Source organism: Streptomyces sp. NEAU-174 (assembly GCF_052665095.1).
Genome location: NZ_JBQTCE010000002.1, coordinates 910,159 through 930,498, shown reverse-complemented (window position 1 = coordinate 930,498; position 20,340 = coordinate 910,159). Strand labels below are relative to the sequence as shown.

At 71.1% G+C, this 20,340-nt stretch carries 17 protein-coding genes; 9 read left to right on the top strand and 8 right to left on the bottom strand.

Annotated elements, in window-relative coordinates; genetic code table 11:
• Positions 1 to 3: 3 nt before the first annotated feature.
• Positions 4 to 2,259 (bottom strand): MMPL family transporter, encoded by a 2,256-nt coding sequence (locus ACT2CW_RS08675; RefSeq protein WP_445516138.1) that lies wholly within the window; start codon positions 2,257 to 2,259, stop codon positions 4 to 6.
• Between the two features lie 243 nt (positions 2,260 to 2,502).
• Between ACT2CW_RS08675 and ACT2CW_RS08670 the strand changes: the two genes are divergently transcribed.
• From ACT2CW_RS08670 to ACT2CW_RS08650, 5 genes are all read left to right on the top strand, one after another.
• The gene (locus ACT2CW_RS08670; protein ID WP_445516137.1) at positions 2,503 to 3,777 is read left to right on the top strand and encodes an amidase; all 1,275 of its coding nucleotides are present in this window, start codon (positions 2,503 to 2,505) and stop codon (positions 3,775 to 3,777) included.
• 36 nt (positions 3,778 to 3,813) lie between these two features.
• Positions 3,814 to 4,122, top strand: coding sequence for a hypothetical protein (locus ACT2CW_RS08665; protein ID WP_037965391.1), 309 nt, complete (start codon positions 3,814 to 3,816; stop codon positions 4,120 to 4,122).
• A gap of 57 nt (positions 4,123 to 4,179) precedes the next feature.
• On the top strand, positions 4,180 to 4,635 hold the full coding sequence (locus ACT2CW_RS08660) for a peroxiredoxin (RefSeq protein ID WP_445516136.1): 456 nt from the start codon (positions 4,180 to 4,182) through the stop codon (positions 4,633 to 4,635).
• Between the two features lie 200 nt (positions 4,636 to 4,835).
• Positions 4,836 to 4,976 carry a hypothetical protein gene (locus ACT2CW_RS08655; protein ID WP_182469598.1) on the top strand — a complete coding sequence of 47 codons (141 nt, stop codon included), beginning with the start codon at positions 4,836 to 4,838 and terminating at the stop codon, positions 4,974 to 4,976.
• Positions 4,973 to 6,913: a DUF2264 domain-containing protein gene (locus tag ACT2CW_RS08650; RefSeq protein WP_445516135.1), complete on the top strand. Its 1,941-nt coding sequence runs from the start codon at positions 4,973 to 4,975 to the stop codon at positions 6,911 to 6,913. Before ACT2CW_RS08655 ends, ACT2CW_RS08650 begins: the two co-directional genes overlap by 4 nt.
• 14 nt (positions 6,914 to 6,927) lie before the next feature.
• On the opposite strand, the gene ACT2CW_RS08645 is transcribed toward ACT2CW_RS08650, so the two are convergent.
• The gene (locus ACT2CW_RS08645) at positions 6,928 to 7,776 is read right to left on the bottom strand and encodes an IclR family transcriptional regulator (RefSeq protein ID WP_445516134.1); all 849 of its coding nucleotides are present in this window, start codon (positions 7,774 to 7,776) and stop codon (positions 6,928 to 6,930) included.
• Between the two features lie 246 nt (positions 7,777 to 8,022).
• Here ACT2CW_RS08645 and ACT2CW_RS08640 point away from each other — a divergent pair, with 246 nt between their 5' ends.
• From ACT2CW_RS08640 to ACT2CW_RS08625, 4 genes are read left to right on the top strand one after another with little or no spacing between them, the layout of a single operon-like run.
• Positions 8,023 to 8,832, top strand: coding sequence for an ABC transporter substrate-binding protein (locus ACT2CW_RS08640; RefSeq protein ID WP_445516133.1), 810 nt, complete (start codon positions 8,023 to 8,025; stop codon positions 8,830 to 8,832).
• A 52-nt stretch (positions 8,833 to 8,884) separates the two neighbouring features.
• Positions 8,885 to 9,625 (top strand): amino acid ABC transporter permease, encoded by a 741-nt coding sequence (locus tag ACT2CW_RS08635; RefSeq protein WP_445516132.1) that lies wholly within the window; start codon positions 8,885 to 8,887, stop codon positions 9,623 to 9,625.
• Positions 9,625 to 10,275: an amino acid ABC transporter permease gene (locus ACT2CW_RS08630; RefSeq protein WP_164425198.1), complete on the top strand. Its 651-nt coding sequence runs from the start codon at positions 9,625 to 9,627 to the stop codon at positions 10,273 to 10,275. The genes ACT2CW_RS08635 and ACT2CW_RS08630 overlap by 1 nt, the downstream gene beginning before the upstream one ends.
• Entirely contained in the window at positions 10,275 to 11,045 is a 771-nt protein-coding gene (locus tag ACT2CW_RS08625) for an amino acid ABC transporter ATP-binding protein (RefSeq protein ID WP_325116471.1), read from the top strand. Before ACT2CW_RS08630 ends, ACT2CW_RS08625 begins: the two co-directional genes overlap by 1 nt.
• A 13-nt stretch (positions 11,046 to 11,058) precedes the next feature.
• Here ACT2CW_RS08625 and ACT2CW_RS08620 read toward each other — a convergent pair whose 3' ends face one another.
• The 6 genes from ACT2CW_RS08620 to ACT2CW_RS08595 form a co-directional block, all read right to left on the bottom strand.
• Positions 11,059 to 13,977, bottom strand: a complete 2,919-nt coding sequence (locus ACT2CW_RS08620; RefSeq protein ID WP_445516131.1) for a glycoside hydrolase family 2 TIM barrel-domain containing protein — start codon at positions 13,975 to 13,977, stop codon at positions 11,059 to 11,061.
• 12 nt (positions 13,978 to 13,989) lie between these two features.
• Positions 13,990 to 14,805 carry a carbohydrate ABC transporter permease gene (locus ACT2CW_RS08615; RefSeq protein WP_401640765.1) on the bottom strand — a complete coding sequence of 272 codons (816 nt, stop codon included), beginning with the start codon at positions 14,803 to 14,805 and terminating at the stop codon, positions 13,990 to 13,992.
• A 53-nt stretch (positions 14,806 to 14,858) separates the two neighbouring features.
• Positions 14,859 to 15,842, bottom strand: coding sequence for a carbohydrate ABC transporter permease (locus ACT2CW_RS08610; protein ID WP_164425204.1), 984 nt, complete (start codon positions 15,840 to 15,842; stop codon positions 14,859 to 14,861).
• A 19-nt stretch (positions 15,843 to 15,861) separates the two neighbouring features.
• Complete coding sequence (locus tag ACT2CW_RS08605) at positions 15,862 to 17,118, bottom strand: ABC transporter substrate-binding protein (RefSeq protein ID WP_445516130.1); 1,257 nt, start codon at positions 17,116 to 17,118, stop codon at positions 15,862 to 15,864.
• A 212-nt stretch (positions 17,119 to 17,330) separates the two neighbouring features.
• Positions 17,331 to 18,563 (bottom strand): ROK family protein, encoded by a 1,233-nt coding sequence (locus tag ACT2CW_RS08600; RefSeq protein WP_445516129.1) that lies wholly within the window; start codon positions 18,561 to 18,563, stop codon positions 17,331 to 17,333.
• A 155-nt stretch (positions 18,564 to 18,718) separates the two neighbouring features.
• On the bottom strand, positions 18,719 to 20,320 hold the full coding sequence (locus ACT2CW_RS08595) for a penicillin-binding transpeptidase domain-containing protein (protein ID WP_445516128.1): 1,602 nt from the start codon (positions 20,318 to 20,320) through the stop codon (positions 18,719 to 18,721).
• Positions 20,321 to 20,340: the final 20 nt, after the last annotated feature.

The following is a 20,340-nucleotide window of genomic DNA, read 5'->3' as shown; positions in this document are numbered from 1 at the left end:
GACTCAGTCCCGGCCGACGGGGAGCCGCGGCACCGCCGTGTCCGGCACGGTCATGGCGGCCGGGGCATGCCCGCTCAGTTCCTCACCCTCGATGTCCACGTTCGGCAGCACACGGTTCAGGATACGAGGCAGCCACCAGGCCCGGTGGCCGAGCAGCGCCAGGACCGCGGGTGCGATCGCCATCCGGACCACGAAGGCGTCGAAGGCGACGGCGGCGGCCAGGCCGACGCCCATCGTCTGGATGGTCGGGCTGCTCATCCCGATGAACCCGGCGAATACGCTGATCATGATGATCGCCGCCGCGGCCACCACACGTCCGCTGTGCCGGAAACCGCTGACCACCGCCTCGCCGGGGGACGCGCCATGGAGGTGGGCCTCCCGCACCCGGGTGAAGAGGAAGACCTCGTAGTCCATGGCGAGGCCGAACACGATCCCGATGATGAGAATCGGCATCAGCGACATGACCGGTCCGGTCTGCTCGATGCCGATCAGGTCCGCCGCCCAGCCCCACTGGAAGACGGCGACGAGCACGCCGAAGGCGGCACCCACCGACAGCAGGAAGCCGAGCGCGGCCTTGACCGGGACCAGGACCGAGCGGAAGACCACCAACAGCAGGAGCACCGCCAGGCCGATGACCACGGTCAGATAGGGGACGAGGGCGTCGGACATGGCTTCGGAGATGTCGATGTTCATCGCGGTGGTGCCGGTCACCAGGATGGCGGCGCCCGTGTCGGCCTCGACACCGGAGACCGCGCCCCGGATCGCGTGCACCAGGTCCTTGGTCTCGCCGCTGTTCGGCGCGGTCCGCGGGACGGCGGTGAGGACGGCCGTGTCCTTGGTCCGGCTGAGCACCGGATCGCCGACCGACGCGACCCCGTCCACTCCCCGTACGGTCTTGACGACCAGGTTCGTGGTGGCCCGGGTGTTCCCGGACTCCGAGGTGTCCACCACCACGGTCAACGGGCCGTTGAAGCCGGGCCCGAAGCCTTCCGAGAGCAGGTCGTAGGCGCGGCGCTGGGTGGTCTCCACCGACTTGGACTCGTCTCCGGGCAGCCCGAGTTCGAGGCTCAGCGCCGGCAGGGCGACGGCGCCGAGACCGAGTCCTGCGGTCAGCAGCACGGCCACCGGCCGGCGCAGCACGAACCGCGCCCAGCGGGTGCCTATGCCCTTCGCCGGGGTTGCCGCGATGGGCCGCCGGTGCGGGCGCTCGCTTCCCGACCCGCGATACGAGGGTGCCTTGCGGACGGCGCGGGACAGCACCCGGCGGCCGAAGAAGCCGAACAGCGCCGGTACCAGGGTCAGTGCGACGAGTACGGCGAGGGCCACGGCGCCCGCGCCGCCCATGCCCATCTTGGTGAGTTCGGGGATTCCGACGACCCCAAGGCCGACCAGGGCGATGAAGACGGTCGCGCCGGCGAAGACGACGGCGGATCCGGCCGTGCCCACCGCCCGGCCGGCCGCCTCCTCCGGCTCGCTGCCCCGGGCGCGCTCGTCGCGGTAGCGGGAGGTGATGAAGAGCGCGTAGTCGATGCCGACCGCCAGCCCCAGCATCAGCGCCAGGATGGCCACGGTGGACGTCAGGCCCAGCGGCACGGCCAGCGCGGAGACCAGGCCGAAGGCGATGGCCACGCCCACGAAGGCGGTCAGCAGCGACAATCCGGCCGCGACCAGCGACCCGAGGGCGAGGACCAGCACCACGGCGGCCACCGCCACGCCGATGATCTCCGTCGTACCGCCCGGCTCCTCTTCGGCGTCCAGGGCCGAGCCGCCGATCTCCACGGTCAGCCCGGCCTCCCGGGCCTGGCTCGCGGCGTCCTCGAGGGCGCTCTTCGTCGACTCGGTCAGATCGACGGCGCCCTCGGTGTAGGTGATCGTGGAGTAGGCGATGGTGCCGTCCTCGCTGACGGCGTCGTCCTCATAGGGGTCGGCGATCGACTCGACCTGATCGCCCCCGTCCAGCGAGTTGAGCGCGTCCTCGACGGCCGCCTTGTTCTCGCTGGCCGTCATCCGCTGCCCGTCCGGGGCCCGGAACACCAAACGGGCCTCGGCGCCCTGGGAGTTGCTCTGGGGAAAGCGCTCGTCCAGCAGGTCGAACGCCTTCTGCGACTCGGTGCCGGGCATGGAGAGGTCCTCTTCCTTCCCCTCCGGCGCCATGGCGGCCGCGGCGATGGCCAGCACCAGGGCGCCCAGCCACAGACCACCGACGAGCCGGCGCCGCCGGAAGGCCCACCGTCCGATCCGGTAAAGAAATGTCGCCACCTGTTGATCACTCCAGACACCGCTAGGCAAGGGGAACGCGCGGGATTCACGCGCCTCCAACACTTCCCTCCGGCGCCCCGCCGGGCATCGTCTCCCGCCGCCGTCTTCCCCTGGTGCGCCCGGACCAGCCGCTCAGGTGTCCTGGTGCCTACGCACTACGGGCCGGCTCGGTCCGGGGGCCACGCCGACCGGATCGGTTCACCGGGCCGTACGGGAGCGCGGTGCGCCGCTTAGCCTCGGTTCATGGAGACCTCTTGCGCCGTCGCGGCCATGCGGACCTGTGACCGGATCGAGGCCGAGGACGGGGAGATCCAGGCGTTTGTGCCCGAGCCCGGGCGGCGGGAGCGGTTGGCGCGTGCGGCGCGGGTGGCGGACGAGCGGTGGGGGGACGTGGACGGGCGGCCGCCGCTGTACGGGGTCATGGTGGGCGTGAAGGACATCGTGCATGTCGAGGGGATGCCCACGGGTGCCGGGTCGGACGTTCCCGCCGAGGCGCTGGCCGGGGCGGAGGCGTCGCTCGTCGGACGGCTGCGGGAGGCGGGGGCGTTGGTGGCGGGCAAGACCGTGACCGCCGAGTTCGCCGTGACCGCTCCCGGGCCCACCCGCAATCCGCGCCATCTCGGCCACACCCCGGGCGGCTCCAGCAGCGGTTCGGCGGCGGCCGTGGCGGCGGGGATGGTGCCGCTGGCCGTCGGGACCCAGACGATCGGTTCGATGATCCGCCCGGCGGCCTACTGCGGGGTCGTCGGCTTCAAGCCGACCCACGGGCGCATCCCCTCCGATGGTGTGATCCCCAACGCGCCGACCTTCGACACCGTGGGCCTCTTCGCCCCCGACGTGGCGACCCTCGCCCCGGCCGCGGCCGTGCTGTGCGACGGATGGCGGCCGTCCGGCGATGGCGGGGAGGCGGCGGGGCGGCGGCCGGTGCTCGGCGTTCCGCTCGGGCCGTACCTCGACCGCGCCGACGCCGAGGCCAGGAGCTCCTTCGAGGAGCGGGCCGGGCATCTGGCGGCCGCCGGGTTCACGGTCCGCCGGGTGCCCTTCCCGGACGACTTCGAACGGGTCGTGGCGGAGCAGCGGGTGATCAACCGTTATGAGCTGGCGCGGTCCCACGCCGTATGGTTCCCGCGCCACGGCGAGCGGTATCGCGAGCAGACCGTCGAGGCGATCCGGGAGGGGCGGCGGATGAGCCATGACGCGTACGCCGCGGCCCTGCGCGCCCGTGCCGGTTTCCGCGAGCGGCTGATGGCCGCCATGGACCGGGACGGCATCGATCTGTGGATCAGCCCGGCGGCCACCGGCCCCGCGCCGTACGGCCTGGAGAGCACCGGCAACTCCGTGATGAGCCTCCCCTGGAGCTACGCGGGAGCCCCCGCTCTGGCGCTGCCCGCGGGCCGGGCGGCCGACTCGCTGCCGCTGGGCGTGCAGTGCGTGGCCCGGCCGGGAGCGGACGAGCGGCTGCTGGGATGGGCCCCTGATGTGGAGTCGGTCCTCGTTGGGACCTCCGCACCCGTATGATGGGTATCCACTCCCGTGTACGGAGTTGGGGACGAGATGACTGCCACATGGTGGCTTATGCAAGGTGAGGCCGCAGTCGGCGAGTTACGCCAGTACGGGGTCGACCAGCCGGTTTTTCTGTGTCACTTCACGCCGGGCCCGGCGTGGGAAACGGCGCGGGCGCAGTTCGAGGCGTGGTCCGCGCTGCGCGGACAGGATCCCGACGGAAGCCGTACCGCCCAGGTCATCCGGTCCATCATGGATCTCGGGCTGCGGCTGGTCCCCACGGACGACAGTCCGTCGATGGCGCTGTTCACCGAGTGCATCCTGCGCATCGACGGCCACACCGCCCGGTTGCGCTGCTGAAGCTCCGGCTGTGCTGCTGACGCCCCGCCGCCGGGCGCGCGCCGGTAGCGTGCCCTCATGGACATCGGTGATGTGGTGGAGGACTTCGAACTGCCGGATGAGAGCGGCACCGTCCGCTCGCTCAGCGGGCTGCTGGCGGAGGGCCCGGTGGTGCTGTTCTTCTATCCGGCGGCCTTCAGCCCCGGCTGTACCAAACAGGCGTGTCACTTCCGGGACATCGCGGCGGAGTTCAACGAGCTCGGCGCCCAGCCGGTCGGGGTCAGCGCCGATTCGGTCGAGAAGCAGGCGGAGTTCGCCCATGCGTACTCGTTCGGCTATCCGCTGCTGTCGGATCCGGAGGGGACCGTGCGGGAGCGGTTCGGGGTGAAGCGCGGAATCGCGGCGGTGCCGACCAAGCGGGTCACCTTTGTGATCGACACCGATCGCAAGGTGCTGGAGATCGTCAAGAGCGAGTTCCGGATGGGCGTGCACGCGGACCGGGCACTCGATGCCCTGAAGGCGCGGAACGGGTAAGTCCGGTACGACCATTCGCGTCCGGCGGAAAACACTTGCGGGGGCTGCCTCTTGGGCGGCCCCCGCTGACGCTTGCGCCCTCTGGCAAGCGCTTGCCGACGCGGCGTATGGTCAGGCGGCCGACCGTAGCTTCCCCCGCCATCGGCGAACCTCCATCGCCGAACCTCTATAGCCGAACTGAGCCGAGCCGAGGAGCCTCCATGAGACGCGCCGGTACCGCACTGCTGGCCGCCACCGCCTGCCGCGCCGCCCTGCCGTGCGCCCCGGCCCGGGCCGGGACCCCCGGGCCCGTCGGCGAGTTGCGCGCCCAGCGCCTCGTCCCCGCCGGGGTGCTGCGATGACCGGCCTCGCGGCGCACCGCGCGCAGCGCCTCGCGCTGCCCCCGGAGGACCGCGGCCTCAGCCCCCGCACCGGCTGGACCCGTGCCCACTGGGAGGCCGCCGCCGACGGTCTGCTCGCCGCCGTCGCCCCGTACGCGACCCCCGGCGGCGCCCTCTACCCGCTCCCCGGCGACCGCCCGAGCTGGTCCGGCCCCCGCTCCGACGGCCTGGAAGGGTTCGCACGGACGTTTCTGCTGGCCGCCTTCCGTGTCGCGGGCGCGCGCGGGGCCGACCCCGGCGGGCTGCTGGAGCGATACGCGGACGGGCTCGCCACCGGCACCGCACACCTCGGCAGCGCGCGCCCCGGTGGCGAAGGGCCCGAGGACTGGCCCCGGATCACCGACCGGAGCCAGCCGCTGGTCGAGTCCGCCTCCATCGCGCTCGGGCTGCGGCTCACCCGCCCCTGGCTGTGGGACCGGCTCGACGAAGGCGTCCGGGAGCGGGTGGCGGCCTGGCTGCTGGACGCGCTCACCGCCGAACCCGTGCCCAGCAACTGGGAGCTGTTCCCCGTGGCCGTCGGCGGCTTCCTCGCCGAGGCGGGCATCGAGCCGGAGGCCGCCCGCGCCGCCGTGGCCCGCGGGCTGGACCGCGTCGAGCCCTGGTACACCGGCGACGGCTGGTACAGCGACGGCGCGGGCCGCGCCTTCGACTACTACAACGGCTGGGCCCTGCACCTGTATCCGGCGCTCGAGGCATGGCTGTCCCAGGACGCCGAGCGGCTCACCCGCTACGGGCAGCGGCTGGGCACCCATCTCGCCGACTACGCCCACCTCTTCGGCGCCGACGGCGCCCCGCTGCACCAGGGCCGCTCCCTGACGTACCGCTTCGCCGCCGCCGCGCCCCTGTGGCTGGGCGCCCTCACCGGCCACACCCCGCTCGACCCCGGGACCACCCGCCGCCTCGCCTCCGGCGTCCTGCGCCACTTCCTCGACCGGGGCGCGACCACGGACCGCGGGCTGCTCCCGCTCGGCTGGTACGGCCCGTACGACGGCGTGCTCCAGCCGTACTCCGGCCCCGCCTCCCCGTACTGGGCCGCCAAGGGCTTCCTCGGCCTGCTGCTCCCGGCCGACCACGAGGTCTGGACGGCGCGCGAGGAGCCGGGGCCCGCCGAGCGCGCGGATGTGACGCGCGCCGTCCTCGGCCCCAACTGGCTGCTCCAGTCCACCGCGGGCGACGGTCTGGTCCGGCTGCACAACCACGGCAGCGAACACCTCCCGCCGCCCGGCGACCCCGACCAGGACGACCCCCACTACGCCCGCCTCGCCTACTCCACGGCCACCGGCCCCTTCCCGTACGGCGTGGCCCCCGACAACCACTTCGGCCTGGTCCACGGGGGCGGCCGGATCTCCCTGCGCACGGCGCTCGAGCCGCTGGGCGCGGGCGACGGCTGGGCCGCCTCGCGCCATCGGGCGCGGCTGGTGGGGGAGGAGGACGAGGAGGTGGGCGTCACCTCGCTGGTGCTGGTGCGCGGCGCCGTGGAGGTCCGGATCCACCTGGTGACCGGCGCCGCGCCGGGCCGGGCCGTCCGCCAGACCGGCTGGGCGGTCCCGGATCCCGCGGAAGAGGAGGGGCCGCGGTCCGAACTGCTGCCGCTCCACGGCCTGATGAGGGCCGGCGCCCTGCCCGCCGCCCCCACGGCCTTCGCCCGGCGCGCCGTCTCACCCGCGCTGGCCGGTGAGACGACGGGCCGCGCCGACGGCGACCTCTTCCTCTGCCTCGCCCGCCTCACGGCCGACCCCGGCGCGCCCCCGCTGGCCGGCCTGGTGCGCGCGGCGGCGGGCCCGGCGGACGACGGGACCCATCTGGTGACGGTCACCTGGTGGGACGGCGAGGTGCGGCGGGCGCGGGTGGGCCCCCGCGCGGTCACCGTCGGTGGTCCGGCCGAGAAGGCCGGTTGACGATAACCGTCGGGCTATGAGGCGGGGGCGGGCGGCGACGTCCCGCCCAGACGCCCTGACAGGGTCTTGGTGGAGGCGAGGAGGAGCTCCCCGATCTCGGCGACGCGGCCCCGGGTGACGCGGGAGGCGGGCCCGGAGACGCTGATCGCCGTGGCGACCGCCCCGCTGTGGTCGAAGACCGGCGCGGCGACGCAGCGGATCTCCTCCTCGTTCTCCACGTCGTCGATCGCGTACCCCCGCTCCCGGACGGCCGTCAGTTCGGCGTGCAGTCGCTCGGCGGTGGTGATGGTGGCCGGGGTGCGGGGCGGCATGCCCCGCGCTATCACCTGTTCCACCACGGCGTCGGAGGAGTGGGCGAGGAACGCCTTGCCGACGGCGGTGCAATACGCGGGCTGGCGGCTGCCGATGCGTGAATGCATGCGCACCGGCTGGGGGCTTTCGACCTTGTCGATATAAACGATCTCCGGTGGATCGAAGACCACCAAGTGGACTGTCTCGCCTACGCTTTCGACGAGTTCGTGCAGATGCGGGGCAGCGGCTTCACGGAAGTCCAGCCGCTCCAAATAGACTTGGCCGAGGAAGGCATTCTGAGGGCCCAGTCGATAGCGCCCGTTCTCGGCGTCCTGATCCACCAGGCGCACTTCCCGCAGCGGTGCCAGCAGCCGCAGGACGGTGCTCTTGCTCAGGCCCAGGCCCTTCGCCAGGTCGGTGAGGGTCGGCCCACGCGGATGCCCGCCGTCCTCGGCCAGGAACATCACGATGGACAGGGCGCGGCGCAGCGACGACGAGGTGTTGCGCCCAGGTCCGGGCCCGGCGGGCCGGTCGTCCTGGCCGCCGTGAGCGGTGTCCGGCCGAGAAGTCATGCCGGGACGGTAGCCGACCTCGATAGTTTTGCATAGCAGCATCGGATGCCGGAATTCGAAATCAACCATTGACGGCCCTGACCGGCTCGGTTAGCTTGTGCGCACCCATTACGGAATTCGATTCTGCATTGCAGAATCCCCAGAGCCCGACGGTCATCGTCGATCGCGGCCTCGATGATCTGTCCCGCTCTTTTCACCCCCGATTGGAGTCCCGCCGTGGGACGACGACGCCTTCATGCCCGCAGAATGGCCGCGATCTCCGTGAGCGCTCTCGCCGCCACCTCGCTGCTCGCCGCCTGCTCCTCCAGCCAGAGCTCGGCCACCCGGGCGCAGAACTCCACCCTCCAGAAGGTGACCCGGAGCGGCACGCTGCGGGTGGCCAGCTGTCTGACGTTCCCGCCCTTCGGCTCGACGGACAAGGCCAACAAGCCCCAGGGCTTCGACGTCGATGTCGCCAAGGCCATGGCCAAGGCGCTGGGCGTCAAGGCGAAGATCGTCGACACCACCTCCGCCAACCGCATCCCCAATCTGCGCACGCGCAAGGTGGACGCCGTGATCTGCAACTTCACCACCACGGCCGAGCGTGCGAAGCAGGTCGCCTTCAGCGATCCGTACATCGTCGCCGGTGAGGTGCTGATGGTGAAGAAGTCCAGCGACATATCCGGCATAAAGGATCTTTCGGGCAAGAAGGTGGCGGTCACCAAGGGCTCCACCAACGGCGCCGCGGTGCAGGAGGGCAACCCGAAGGCGCAGATCCAGGAGTACGACACTTCGGCGGCGGCAGTCCTCGCGGTCAAGCAGGGCCAGGCCGACGCCATGGTCGAGGACTCCAACTTCCTCAACTCCCAGGCCAAGGCCGACCCCGCCCTCAAGGTCACCAAGGAATCCGTCGTACCGCTGGAGTACAACGCGATCGGGGTGAGCCAGGGCGACCCCGACTGGTCGCAGTGGATCAACACCTGGCTGCGGGAGTTCAACACCTCCGGCCAGAGCGCGGCCCTCTACAAGAAGTGGTTCGGCGTCAAGCCCGTCTACCCGCTCAACCCGTCCTACTGAGCCCTGCCGGGCGGCGGCACCCCGGCCGCCGCCCCCCGTGGAGGAACCCCTGATGTTCGCCGACTGGACCTACGCCCTCCAGGACTGGCCCACCTACCTCGGAGCGGCCTGGCTCTCCCTGAAGCTGTCCCTCGCCGCCTTCGTCCTCGCCTGTTCCCTCGGGCTGCTGGGCGCCCTGGCCCGCCGGTCGCGCCACGCCCTCGTCCGTGCCCCGGCCGCTGTGTACGTCGAGGTCATCCGCAACACCCCGGTGCTGCTCCAGATGTTCGTCGCCTACTTCGCCCTGCCCTCGGCCGGGCTGCGGCTCAGCCCCGTACAGGCGGGCATCGCGGCGCTCGGCGTCAACGTCGGCGCGTACCTCACCGAGATCTTCCGGGCCGGCATCCAGGCCGTCCCGCGCGGCCAGAGCGAGGCCTCCCGCGTGCTGGCGCTCAGCCCCTTCCGGACCTTCCTGCACGTCGTGCTCCCGCAGGCGCTGCGCAACGTCTATCCGGCCGTGATCAACCAGCTCGTCCAGATCATCCTGGGCTCGTCGCTGCTGTCGGCCATCTCCGTGCCCGAACTCACCGGCACCGCCATGGTGATCAACGCCCGCAATCTGCTCACCATCCAGGTGTTCGGCATCGCCGCCGTGCTCTACCTGGTGCTCACCAACCTGGTCGTGCTGGTGGCCGAGCTGATCGGCCGCGCGGCCTTCAAGCCGCCGCTGCGCCCGGTCCGCGCCCGTCAGTCGGTCCTGGCAGGCCTGCGGACCGCGGTCCGCCGCCTCGTCCTGATCCGCAAGGAGGCGTGATGGACTGGTCCGTCCTGTGGTCCAACCGGGATCTGTACGGCTCCGGGCTGTGGTCCACCGTCGAGCTCTCCGTCGCGGCCATCGTCGCCTGCACCCTGCTCGGCCTGGTCATCGCGGCGATCCGCACCAGCCGCATCCCGGTCCTGGCCCAGCTCGCCCGCTGCTACCTGGAGGTCTTCCGGGGCACCCCGCTGCTGGTGCAGATGCTCTTCATCTACTTCGGCGCCGCCTACCTGGGCATCGGGAACATCTCCGTCTTCGGCGCCGCCCTTCTCGCGCTCACCCTCTTCCAGGGCGCCTACGTCGCGGAGATCTTCCGCTCCGGCATCGAGGCCGTCCCGCGCGGCCAGTGGGAGGCGGCGCGGGTCCTGGGCCTGACCCGCGTCCAGACCTTCGGGTCGGTCATCCTGCCCCAGACCCGGGCCATCGTGCTGCCCCCGCTGGTGGGGCAGTACCTCTCGCTCGTCAAGGACACCTCGATCGCCGTCGTCATCGGCTACGCCGAACTCCTCCGCGAGGGCCAGGCCATCGTGGACCGGGACGGCCACCCGGGCATGGCGTACCTGGCCATCGCCGTCCTGTACTTCGTCATCTGTTCCCCGCTGTCGGTCGTCGTCCGGCGCATGGAGAGAAAGGCCGTGACCGCCTGATGATCACCAAGTCCCCCATGGAGCGGACCCCCGCCACCACCGCCCAAGTCGCCCTGTCAGGCGTGCACAAGCGCTTCGGCGATCTGGAGGTCCTCAAGGGCGTCGACATCGACGTCGGTGCGGGCGAGGTCGTGGTGCTCATCGGAGCCAGCGGCTCCGGCAAGAGCACTCTGCTGCGCATCATGTGCGACCTGGAACGCGCCGACCGCGGAGAGGTCTGGGTCAACGGTGTGCCTCTGCACGACCGCAGGCGCGCACCCGAGATCTTCGGCCACGTCGGCATGGTCTTCCAGCAGTTCAACCTCTTCCCGCACCGCACGGCGCTGGGCAATGTGACCCTCGCGCTGCGCAAGGTGCGGAAGACCAGCCGCAAGGAGGCCGACGAGCGCGGCCGGGAGGCGCTGGCCCGGGTCGGGCTGGCCGACAAGGCGGACGCCTACCCGGCCCAGCTGTCCGGTGGCCAGCAACAGCGGGTGGCGATCGCCCGCGCGCTGGCCATGGACCCCGCCATCATGTTCTTCGACGAACCCACCTCGGCCCTCGACCCGGAGCTGGTGGGCGAGGTCACCGGGGTGATGCGGTCCCTGGCCGACGAGGGCATGACCATGGTGGTCGTCACTCACGAGATGCGGTTCGCCCGCGACACCGCCGACCGCGTGGTCTTCATGGACGGCGGTGTCGTACTCGAACAGGGCACGCCCCAGCGGGTCTTCGGCAGCCCGGCCGAGGCCCGCACCCAGCAGTTCCTGCACCGCGTCCTGGACACCTGACGCCTGACGCCGGTCATTCCAGCCGTGTGAACGTGAAGGAGAACTCGGCCGGGGCCGCGTCCAGCCGGTGCTCGTCCAGCACCCCCGGACCGCAGGACTGGCTGCCGATGCCCTGCTGTCCGTGGTCCAGGTTCACCCACACCGTCTCGTTCGACGGCTCGAGATCCGGTGTGTGCTCGGCCGCGTCGAGCTGCTCGGTGGTCCAGCGGCGCGCGGTGAACCAGAACGCCGGCTCGCCCTCGATCCGCACCCCCGATCCGTCCGGCGCGGTGAGCCGCACCCAGCGGACGTCGATCCGGGCGCCGTTCTCCTGCGGGCGGACGTACGGCGTCTGGAGCTCGTCCACCGACAGCGCCCACCGCCCCACGCGCGCGGCGGCGCGGGTGTCCGGGTACGCCTCGCCGGGGCCGCCGCCGAACCACTCGGCGTCGCCCAGCGCGGCCGGGACCCCGAGCCGCAGGCCCAGGCGCGGCAGCGGGAAGGTCCACTCGCCCAGCGGGGTGACGGAGACGGCCAGGCTCAGCCGTCCGTCCCCGTCGGCGGTCCAGCGGTAGACCGTCTCCAGGCCGATGTCCACGGCGGCGGGCGCGACGCGGGTACGGACGGTCAGCGCACCGTCCGGCTCCGTCTCCACCGCGTCGGTCCGGTGCCGCATCCGGTGCAGTCCGAACCGGCGCCAGATCAGGCCCCAGCGCTCGTCCGGCTGCCAGGACGCGCCGTTGTCGTTGTCGGTGGGCGCGCGCCAGATGTCCAGCCGGGGCGGTTCGGTGAGGCGGAGCCCGCCGAGCGAGGTCAGGGCGCCGGTGGCCGCGTCGAAGACGCCGGGGCCGAGCACGATCCGGCCGCCGTCGCGGCGCGGCGCCGCACCCGAGGCGAGCGTGCGGGCCCGTGTGGCGGCGGGGAGCTGGGCCCAGGCCACCGGATGGCCCGCCTCGGCCCACGCCGTCGCGGCCGCGAGCCGCGCCTCGACCGTCCACCAGGTCTCCGCTCCCGCCTCGGCCTCGGGCGGCGCCGGGAGCTTCAGTACGGCGGACTCGCCCGGGGGCAGCGGCGGCGCCACCAGCTCACCCGAGCCGATCGCCTCGCCCTCGGCCTCATAGGTCCAGGAGAAGACGAGATGGGACAGATCCGCGAAGTCATGGCCATTGGTGATCCGGACCGTGCCGTCGGCCCCGTCGCCCTCGATCCGCACCGGCTCGATGACCTTCTTGTACTCGATCAGGCCGGGGGAGGGGGTGCGGTCGGGGAAGACCAGCCCGTCGCATACGAAGTTCCCGTCGTGCAGCTCCTCGCCGAAGTCCCCGCCGTACACGTAGTAGAAGCGGCCGTCGGGGGCGCGCCGGGTGAAGCCGTGGTCAATCCACTCCCAGACGAAACCGCCCTGGCAGCGCTCATGCTCCTGGAACAGCCGCTGGTACTCGCTCAGCCCGCCGGGACCGTTGCCCATGGCGTGCGCGTACTCGCACTCGATGAACGGCAGCGCCCGGCGCTTCGCGTCCAGCTCCGGATCGCCCCACGGCGGCTCGGTGCGCCGGCCGATCTGGTCGACCTCCTCGTGCGGTGCGTACATCCGCGAGTAGATGTCCGTGTCGGCGCAGGACAGATCGCCCTCGTAGTGGATCACCCGGGACGGGTCGCGCTCGCGGATCCAGTCGGCCATGGCGGACAGCCCGCGCCCGGTGCCGCACTCGTTGCCCAGCGACCACATCACCACCGACGGGTGGTTCTTGTCGCGCTCGACCATCCGCTCGGCGCGGTCGAGCAGCGCCGGGGTCCAGCGGTCGTCGTCCACCGGGTTGTTCCGCCAGTCCAGGTCGACGAAGCCATGGGTCTCCAGATCGCATTCGTCGATGACCCACAGCCCCAGCTCGTCGCAGAGCCCGAGGAAGGCCGGATGCGGCGGATAGTGGCTGGTGCGCACGGCGTTGATGTTGTGTCGCTTCATCAGCACCAGATCGCGGCGCATGGTCGCGAGGTCCACCGCCCGCCCGTTCTCGGGGTGGAACTCATGCCGGTTGACGCCGCGGAAGAGCACCCGCCGCCCGTTGACCTTGAGCAGCCCGTCCTCGACCACCACGGTACGGAAGCCCACCCGCAGCGAGACGCTCTCGCCCACGGTGGTCAGCCGCGCCTCGTACAGCCGGGGCGTCTCCGCCGTCCACGGCTCGACGGGGACGGTGGCGCTCTCCCCGGTGGCCAGGTCGAGACCCAGCTCGGGCACGGTGACCCGGCCGCCGGGGTCGGAGTCGATCCGCAGTGTGCCCGCGCCGGTGGTGTGGTCGTAACTGGCGTGGACGAAGTAGTCGTCGAGCGCGCCCTCGGGGCGGTGCTCCAGCGTCACCTCACGGAAGATCCCGGGCAGCCACCACTGGTCCTGGTCCTCGAGATAGCTTCCGGAGGACCACTGGTGGACGCGTACGGCCAGCACGTTGCCCGACGGCTGGAGCAGGCCGCCGACCGCGAACTCGTGCGGCAGCCGGCTGCCCTTGAAGGTGCCCAGCTCCTCGCCATTGAGCCAGACCCGGGCGCAGGACTCGACGCCCTCGAAGCGCAGGACCGCGTCCCCGCCGGCCGGCCAGTCGCCGGGGAGGTCGAAGACGCGCAGATGGTCGCCGGTCGGGTTCTCGTCGGGCACGCGCGGCGGATCCACCGGGAACGGGTAGCGCACATTGGTGTAGATCGGTGCCCCGTGGCCGTGCAGCACCCAGTGGCCGGGCACCGGGAGCTGGTCCCAGCCGCGGGCGTCGTAGCCCGGGCGGGCGAAGGAGTCGTCCTCGGCGGTGGCGGTCGGCGACAGCCGGAACGACCACGTCCCGTTCAGGCTCAGCCGCGCGGCGTCGGAGGACGGGGTCCAGGGGCGGGGCGGCAGCGCTCCCGCGCCGGGGGAGACGTCCTCGTAGTAGGGGAGTGGCGTGTGCTGCGTGGAGCTCATCGTTCTCCTCGGTCAGCCCTTGATACCGGTCTGTGCCACACCCTGCACCAGCCAGCGCTGGAGGAACACGAAGACCAGGACAAGTGGCAGGATCGATACGGCCGTTGCCATGAAGATCAGGTGGATGTTGATGGTCTGTGCGGTCATATAGGAGGACAGCGCGACCTGCACGGTCCACGAGCTCTGATCCTGGCCGATGACCAGGGGCCACAGGAAGGCGTTCCAGCCGCTGATGAAGGTGATGACCGAGATCGCGGCGAAGAAGTTGAGCGAATTCGGCACCACGACGCGCCAGTACGCGCCCCAGTAGCCGAGCCCGTCCACCCGGGCCGCCTCCTCCAGCTCCTTGGGGAAGCCGAGGAAGTACTGGCGGAAGAGGAACGCGGTGAATCCGCTGAACAGCCCCGGGATGATCAGACCGCGCAGCGAGGAGACCCAGCCGAGCGAGGACACCAGCACATAGCTCGGTACGAAGGTCACGGCCGCCGGGACCATCAGGGTGAACAGCACCGCGTACAGCACCTTGTTCGCGTGGGCGTACGGGATGCGGGCCAGGCCGTATCCGGCCAGGGAGCAGACCAGCAGGGTGCCCAGGGTGTGCAGCACGGCCACCACCGTGGAGTTCCACAGGGCCTTCGCGAACGGCACCGAGGGGTCGTCGAACAGCTCCTTGACGTTCCCCCACTGGAGGTCGGTGGGGAAGAACCGCCAGCTCTCGCCGGTGATGTCCGCGTCGGTGGACAGGGCGTTGCGGACGATCAGATAGAAGGGCACCAGGAACAGCACCGTCGCCACGCCGAGGGCGAGATACAGCCCGGTGCTGCCCATGACCGAGCGCGGGGTGCGCTTGCGGGCCCCCGCGGGCCCGGGTGTCGTGGCGGTCACTTCTCATCACCCCTTCCGAAGCCGAGGAACCGGCCCTGGGCCAGGGTCACCAGGGCGATCAGCAGGGCGAGGATCAGGGCGCCCGCGCTGGCGTGGCCGTAGTCCTGGTTGGCGCCGAGGGCCTGGAGATAGAGGTCGACCAGGGGCGGCCGGCCCCAGGTGGCCCGGCCCTCGTCGAGGATGTTGTAGAACTCGTCGAACGCCTGGTACGCCGCGATGAGCAGCAGCAGGACGACCGCGACCGAGGTGGCGCGCAGCTGCGGCAGGGTGATGTGGCGGAACGTCTGCCAGCCCGGCTTCGCGCCGTCCACGGCCGCCGCCTCGTACAGCTCACGCGGGATGTTCTGGAGCGCCGCCAGGAAGAGGATCATGTAGAAGCCGCATTGCAGCCACAGCCGGGCGGAGCAGATCACCAGCCAGTACCAGGGTGGGTGCGGGGAGGCGAGCCAGGCGATGGAGTCGATGCCGAACCAGCCGAGCACGGTGTTCATCATCCCGTAGCGCAAGCCGTTGAACAGCGACATCTTCCACACCAGCGAGGCCACGACGAAGCTGCACGCGGTGGGGAGGAAGAAGACCGACCGGAAGAACGCCTTCATGAAGCGGATGCGGTGGACCAGCAGTGCGAGGGTGAGGGAGAGGGCGTAGGTGATCGGCACGATGATCGCGGCGAAGATCGTGAAGTTCACGAGGCTGTCCACGAAATCGCCGTCGCCGAGCATATCGGCGTAGTTGCCGAGGCCGACGAACTCGGTGGGGGTGACGGTGCCCTGGGCGTTGTGCAGGCTCAGCCAGAGGCTCCAGCCGATCGGCACATAGACGAAGACGATCAGCCCGATCAGGAACGGGCCGGTGAAGAGCCAGAAGTTGAGGGCGCGGCCGCGGGAGCCGCCGAGTCCCCGTGGCCGTCGTCGGACGGGGGCCGCTCCTCGGGGCGCTGGGCCCTTGGCGGCGCTGGGGGTGGGTGTGGTGGTCGCCATGACGGGTCCGGTCGCCGGCCTATCCGAGCTTCTTCAGCGCGCGCTCGATCTTCTTGTCGGCGCTGTCGAGTTCGGCTTCGGGACTCTTGTTGTCGCGCACCGAATTGACCACCGCGTCGAGCAGGATGTTGAACATCCCCTCGGTCCAGTACGGATCGTCGAAGACGCCGTGGGTGTTGAACAGCTCGACCGCCTCGGCCGCCACCCCGCTCTTGAGCTTGTCCGCCCCGGCGGCGATGCTCTTGCGCGCCGGAATGTGGAATCCGTAGTCCAGCGCCCATTCCTGCTGGTACTTCTTCTGGTCGATCCACAGCCACTTGACGAATTCCTTGGCCGCGTCCACGTCCTTGGCCTTGGCGGACACATAGGTGGACCAGCCGCCGTTGTAGACCACCTGACGCCCCTTGGCGCCGGACTTGGGGAAGGGAAAGATGCCGAAGTCGTCGCCGAACGCCTTCTGGATCGCCGGTATCGCCCATATGCCGCACCACTGGATGGCGCACAGGCCCTGGAGGAAACTGGCCGGGTCCCAGACTTCGGTGGGGGCGCCCAGGAGCAGTGACTTGCTCTTGTAGAGCTCCCGCGCCTTGGTGAGGGTCTCCACGAGATGGTCGGTGTGGTAGGCGATTCTGTGGTCCGCGTCCAGATAGTGCGGACCGGTCGACCACACCAGCGGTTTGCTGATGGTCTTGAGGTTCTGGCCGATGTAGAGACCCTTGACCTTTCCGCTGGTGAGTTTGTGCGCGGCGTCGATCAGCTCGTCGAAGGTGGCCGGAGGCTTGACCCCGGCCTTCTCGAAGAGGGACTTGCGGTAGAAGAAGAACTGCGGATCGTCGATCATGCGGATGCCGTAGATCTTCCCGTCCACGGAATTCGCGGTGATGTCCTCCGGCAGGAAGTCGTCCTTGACATCGGCGATGATGTCGTCGAGGGGGACGATCTGCCGGGAGCGCACCAGCTGGAGATCGGGGTGGTATTCGAAGACATCCGGTGCCCCGGATCCCAGCAGGGTGGTCGCCAGTTTCGACTCGTATTCGCCCGGCACCCATTCGATGGTGACCTTGGCCTTGCCGTAGGCGTCGGCGAACTTCTTCGCGGCCTGCTGGGTGCCCTGCTCCCCGTAGGCGTGGTACATCTGCTTGATCGACCCACCGCCGCCGCCCGAGCGGCCGGTGTTCGAACCGCAGGCGGCGAGTCCGCCGAGGGCCGCCACCCCGCCCATCGCGCGCAGCACGCCGCGGCGGTCCCAGTCCCTGCCTCTGCTGATGTTCGACATATGACGTCCTCGTCTCCGTCGCCGCCAGGTTCCGTCACGTTCCTTGGTGCAGCGGGACGTTAGCCATAGACGAAGACTTCGGCAAGGGGTTGGACGAAGTGGGAGCGGTAAGGGTGGTGACGGCACGTCAGGGTGGTGCCGGGCGGTTCGAGGCGTCGAACGAAAGGGGGGCGAAAGCCGCGTCGCGGTCCCTCAGACCGTGCCGCCGCTCCTCAGACCGTGCCGCGGTTCCTCGGTGTGGTGCGGCGGTTCTTCAGGCCCACCGACGCGAGCGAGCCCTCCAGGGCGAAGGTCGCCGCGCCGAGGCTCACGGGGTTGGACGGGATCGGGCACAGCACGATCTCGGTGTTCGCCAGCGGGCGGCGCAGCGCGCGCACCGCCACCGCCTCGCGCACCTCGGTGAGCAGCGGCTCACCGAGGGCGGCCGCCACCCAGCTGCTGAGCACGATCACCTCCGGGTTGAGCAGATTGATCAGATCGGCGAGCGCGGCGCCGAGATAGCGCGCGGTGGTGTGCACGACCTTCGCGGCCACCGGATCGCCCTCCGCGAGGCCCCGGCCGATGGCCTCGATGGTGGCCGTCTGGTCGTCCGGGTGCAGCAGCGGGCTGTCCGGGCTCAGCTCGCGCAGGTTCCGCATGATGCCGGGGGCGCCGACATAGGTCTCCACACAGCCCTGGTTGCCGCAGTGGCACTGTCGTCCGTCCAGGATGAGGGTGGTGTGCCCCCACTCCCCGGCGCTGTTGCTGACCCCGCGGTGCAGGGTGCCGCCGAGCGCCAGCCCGGCCCCCACGCCCGTACCGAGGTTGACCACCACGGCGTCGTTCCGCCCACGCGCCGCGCCGAACCACTGCTCGGCCACCGTGCAGGCGCGCAGCGGATTGTCGAGGTGGAGGGGGTAGGGGATGTGCTCGGCCAGCAGCCGCAGCAGCGGGACGTCATGCCAGTCCCAGTTGGGGGCGAAGACCGAGACCCCGCCCTCGCGGTCCACCTGGCCCGGCATGCTGACGCCGACGCCCAGCACCCGGTCCGCGGCCACCTCCGCCTGCTCGACCACCGAGGACACGGCGGCGGCGATATGCGCCACCACCTGGGCCGGGTCGTTCTCCTCCGGGCGCAACTCCTCGTCCGCGCGGGCCAGGACGGTCAGCGCCAGGTCGAACAGTTCGACATGGATGTACGTCTCCGCCACGTCCACGCCGATCAGCGCGCCGCCCATCGCGTTGACCGCTACCAGTCCGCGCGGCCGGCCGCCGTCGGAGTCCTCGTAGCCGACCTCGACCAGCATCCCGAGGTCGAGCAGCTCCCCGACGAGATTCGCCACGGTGGCCAGGCTCAGCTCGGTGGCGGCGGCCACCTCCTGCCGGGAGACGGGGGATTGGGCCACGATATGGCGCAGCACCCCGTAGCGGTTGGCGGTGCGTATATCGCGGGACGTGCGCTTCACGCCAAAATCCCCTCTGCGCGGGCAGGTGCTGCTGTATCGCGGGTGCCGCGCCAGGCTAGAGTGTGGGCCAGACCATAGACAACCCCTTCGACCAACCCTTGTACGAAGCGTCGGGGCAGCTGGGGACGGCGGACGTGGAGAGCTGTGCGGAAGGCTCAGCCCGCGTCGAGCACCGCGCGGACGACGGGCCCGGCGGCATCCCCGCCGTGCCCACCGCCGGTGACCACGGCGGCGGCCGCCACATCGTTCCGGTAGGCGGTGAACCAGGCGTTGGTCTCGGGCTGGCCGTCGATCTCGGCCGAACCCGTCTTGGCGCCGATGTCGCCGGTGAGCCCGGACATGGCCCGGGCGGCGGTGCCGCTGGTCGCGGTCAGCCGCATCATGGCCTTCAGCTGCGCGACGGTGGCCGGGCTGAGGCCGCGGTCGCTGGTGGCGATCTCCCGGTGGTCGACGGAGCGCGGTACGAGGACGGGCTGCCTGAAGGTGCCCGTCCGGGCGGTGGCCGTGACCGAGGCGATGGTGAGCGGATTCATCTGGACGGTGCCCTGGCCGATCATGGCCGCGGCCTTGTCGTCGCCGCTTCCGCCCGGCACCTCGCCGTCGAAGGTGGTGACCCCCACCCGCCAGTTCAGCCCGAGCCCGAACACGGTCCGCGCCTCCTGGGCCAGCGCGCCGTCGGGCACCGCTCCGGCGAGGGATACGAACGCGGTGTTGCAGGACGCCGCGAAGTCCTGGGCGAAGGTGGCGGCGGGGTTCTCGCTGTCCTCCACGTTGTGGAACAACATGCCCTGTGCGTACGCCGCCGTCTTCGGACACGGCACCGGGCGGCTCGGGCTGACCTTGCCCGCCTCCAGCAGCGTGGCCGCGGTGACTATCTTGAACGTGGACCCCGGCGCCGTCTGCCCTTGCAACGCGGCGTTGAACTCGGCCCGGTCGGAGTTGGCCACCGCCAGGATCTCCCCGGTGCTGGGCTTGAGCGCCACCACGGAGGCACCGTCGCGCGCGGCCACCGCCTTCTCAGCGCTCTTCTGCACCCCGGCGTCGAGCGTCGTGCGCAGCGTGCCCGGGGTGCCCTTCGTCACCACATGGAGCGTGGCCCCGGCGGTCCCGTCGGGCTTGACCGCCGAGACCTCCACCCGGGCCTTTCCGCCCGCGTCCGCGCCGTATCTCGCGCGCAGCGCGATCAGCACCGGATCGAGCGAGGGATAGCGGCCCTGCCGCAGCTCCTTGCCGTCCCTGTCCAGCACCCGGACCGGCGGATTGTCCGCCAGATCCGTCCGTACGGACCCATCGGCGCCCAGCTTGGGGTGGAGGACCGAGGGCCTCCAGTCGACCAGCGGCTTCTTGGTCGTCCGGCCGCGCACCACGGTCAGCCGTGAGGTGTAGGTCCAGCTGGACCGGGCCTTGCCGAAGACCACTTCGGCCTTGACGGTGAACGGGACCGTGGTGCCCCGCGCCGTGCCCGGGGTGGTCGTCACCTTCTTCACATGCCCGTCGTCGCGATAGCCGCTGAGGGCGCCGATGGCCGACTCGGCGTCGTTGGTGAGCCCGGCGGCGAGCATGTCATTGCCGTCCGCCCACGCGTCCAGGAACTCCCGCGCGGTCCGCCGGGCCTCGTCACCGGTCACCGGACCGTCATGGGCCGCGGTGGTGTCGCCGCCGGTCACGCCCGAGTAGAGGTTGTATCCGCCGTAGCCGGCGACCCCCAGGAGCCCCACTGTCAGCGCTCCTAAGACGACCTTCCCCACGGCCCGCATGGCGTCCCCCCGATGTTCAC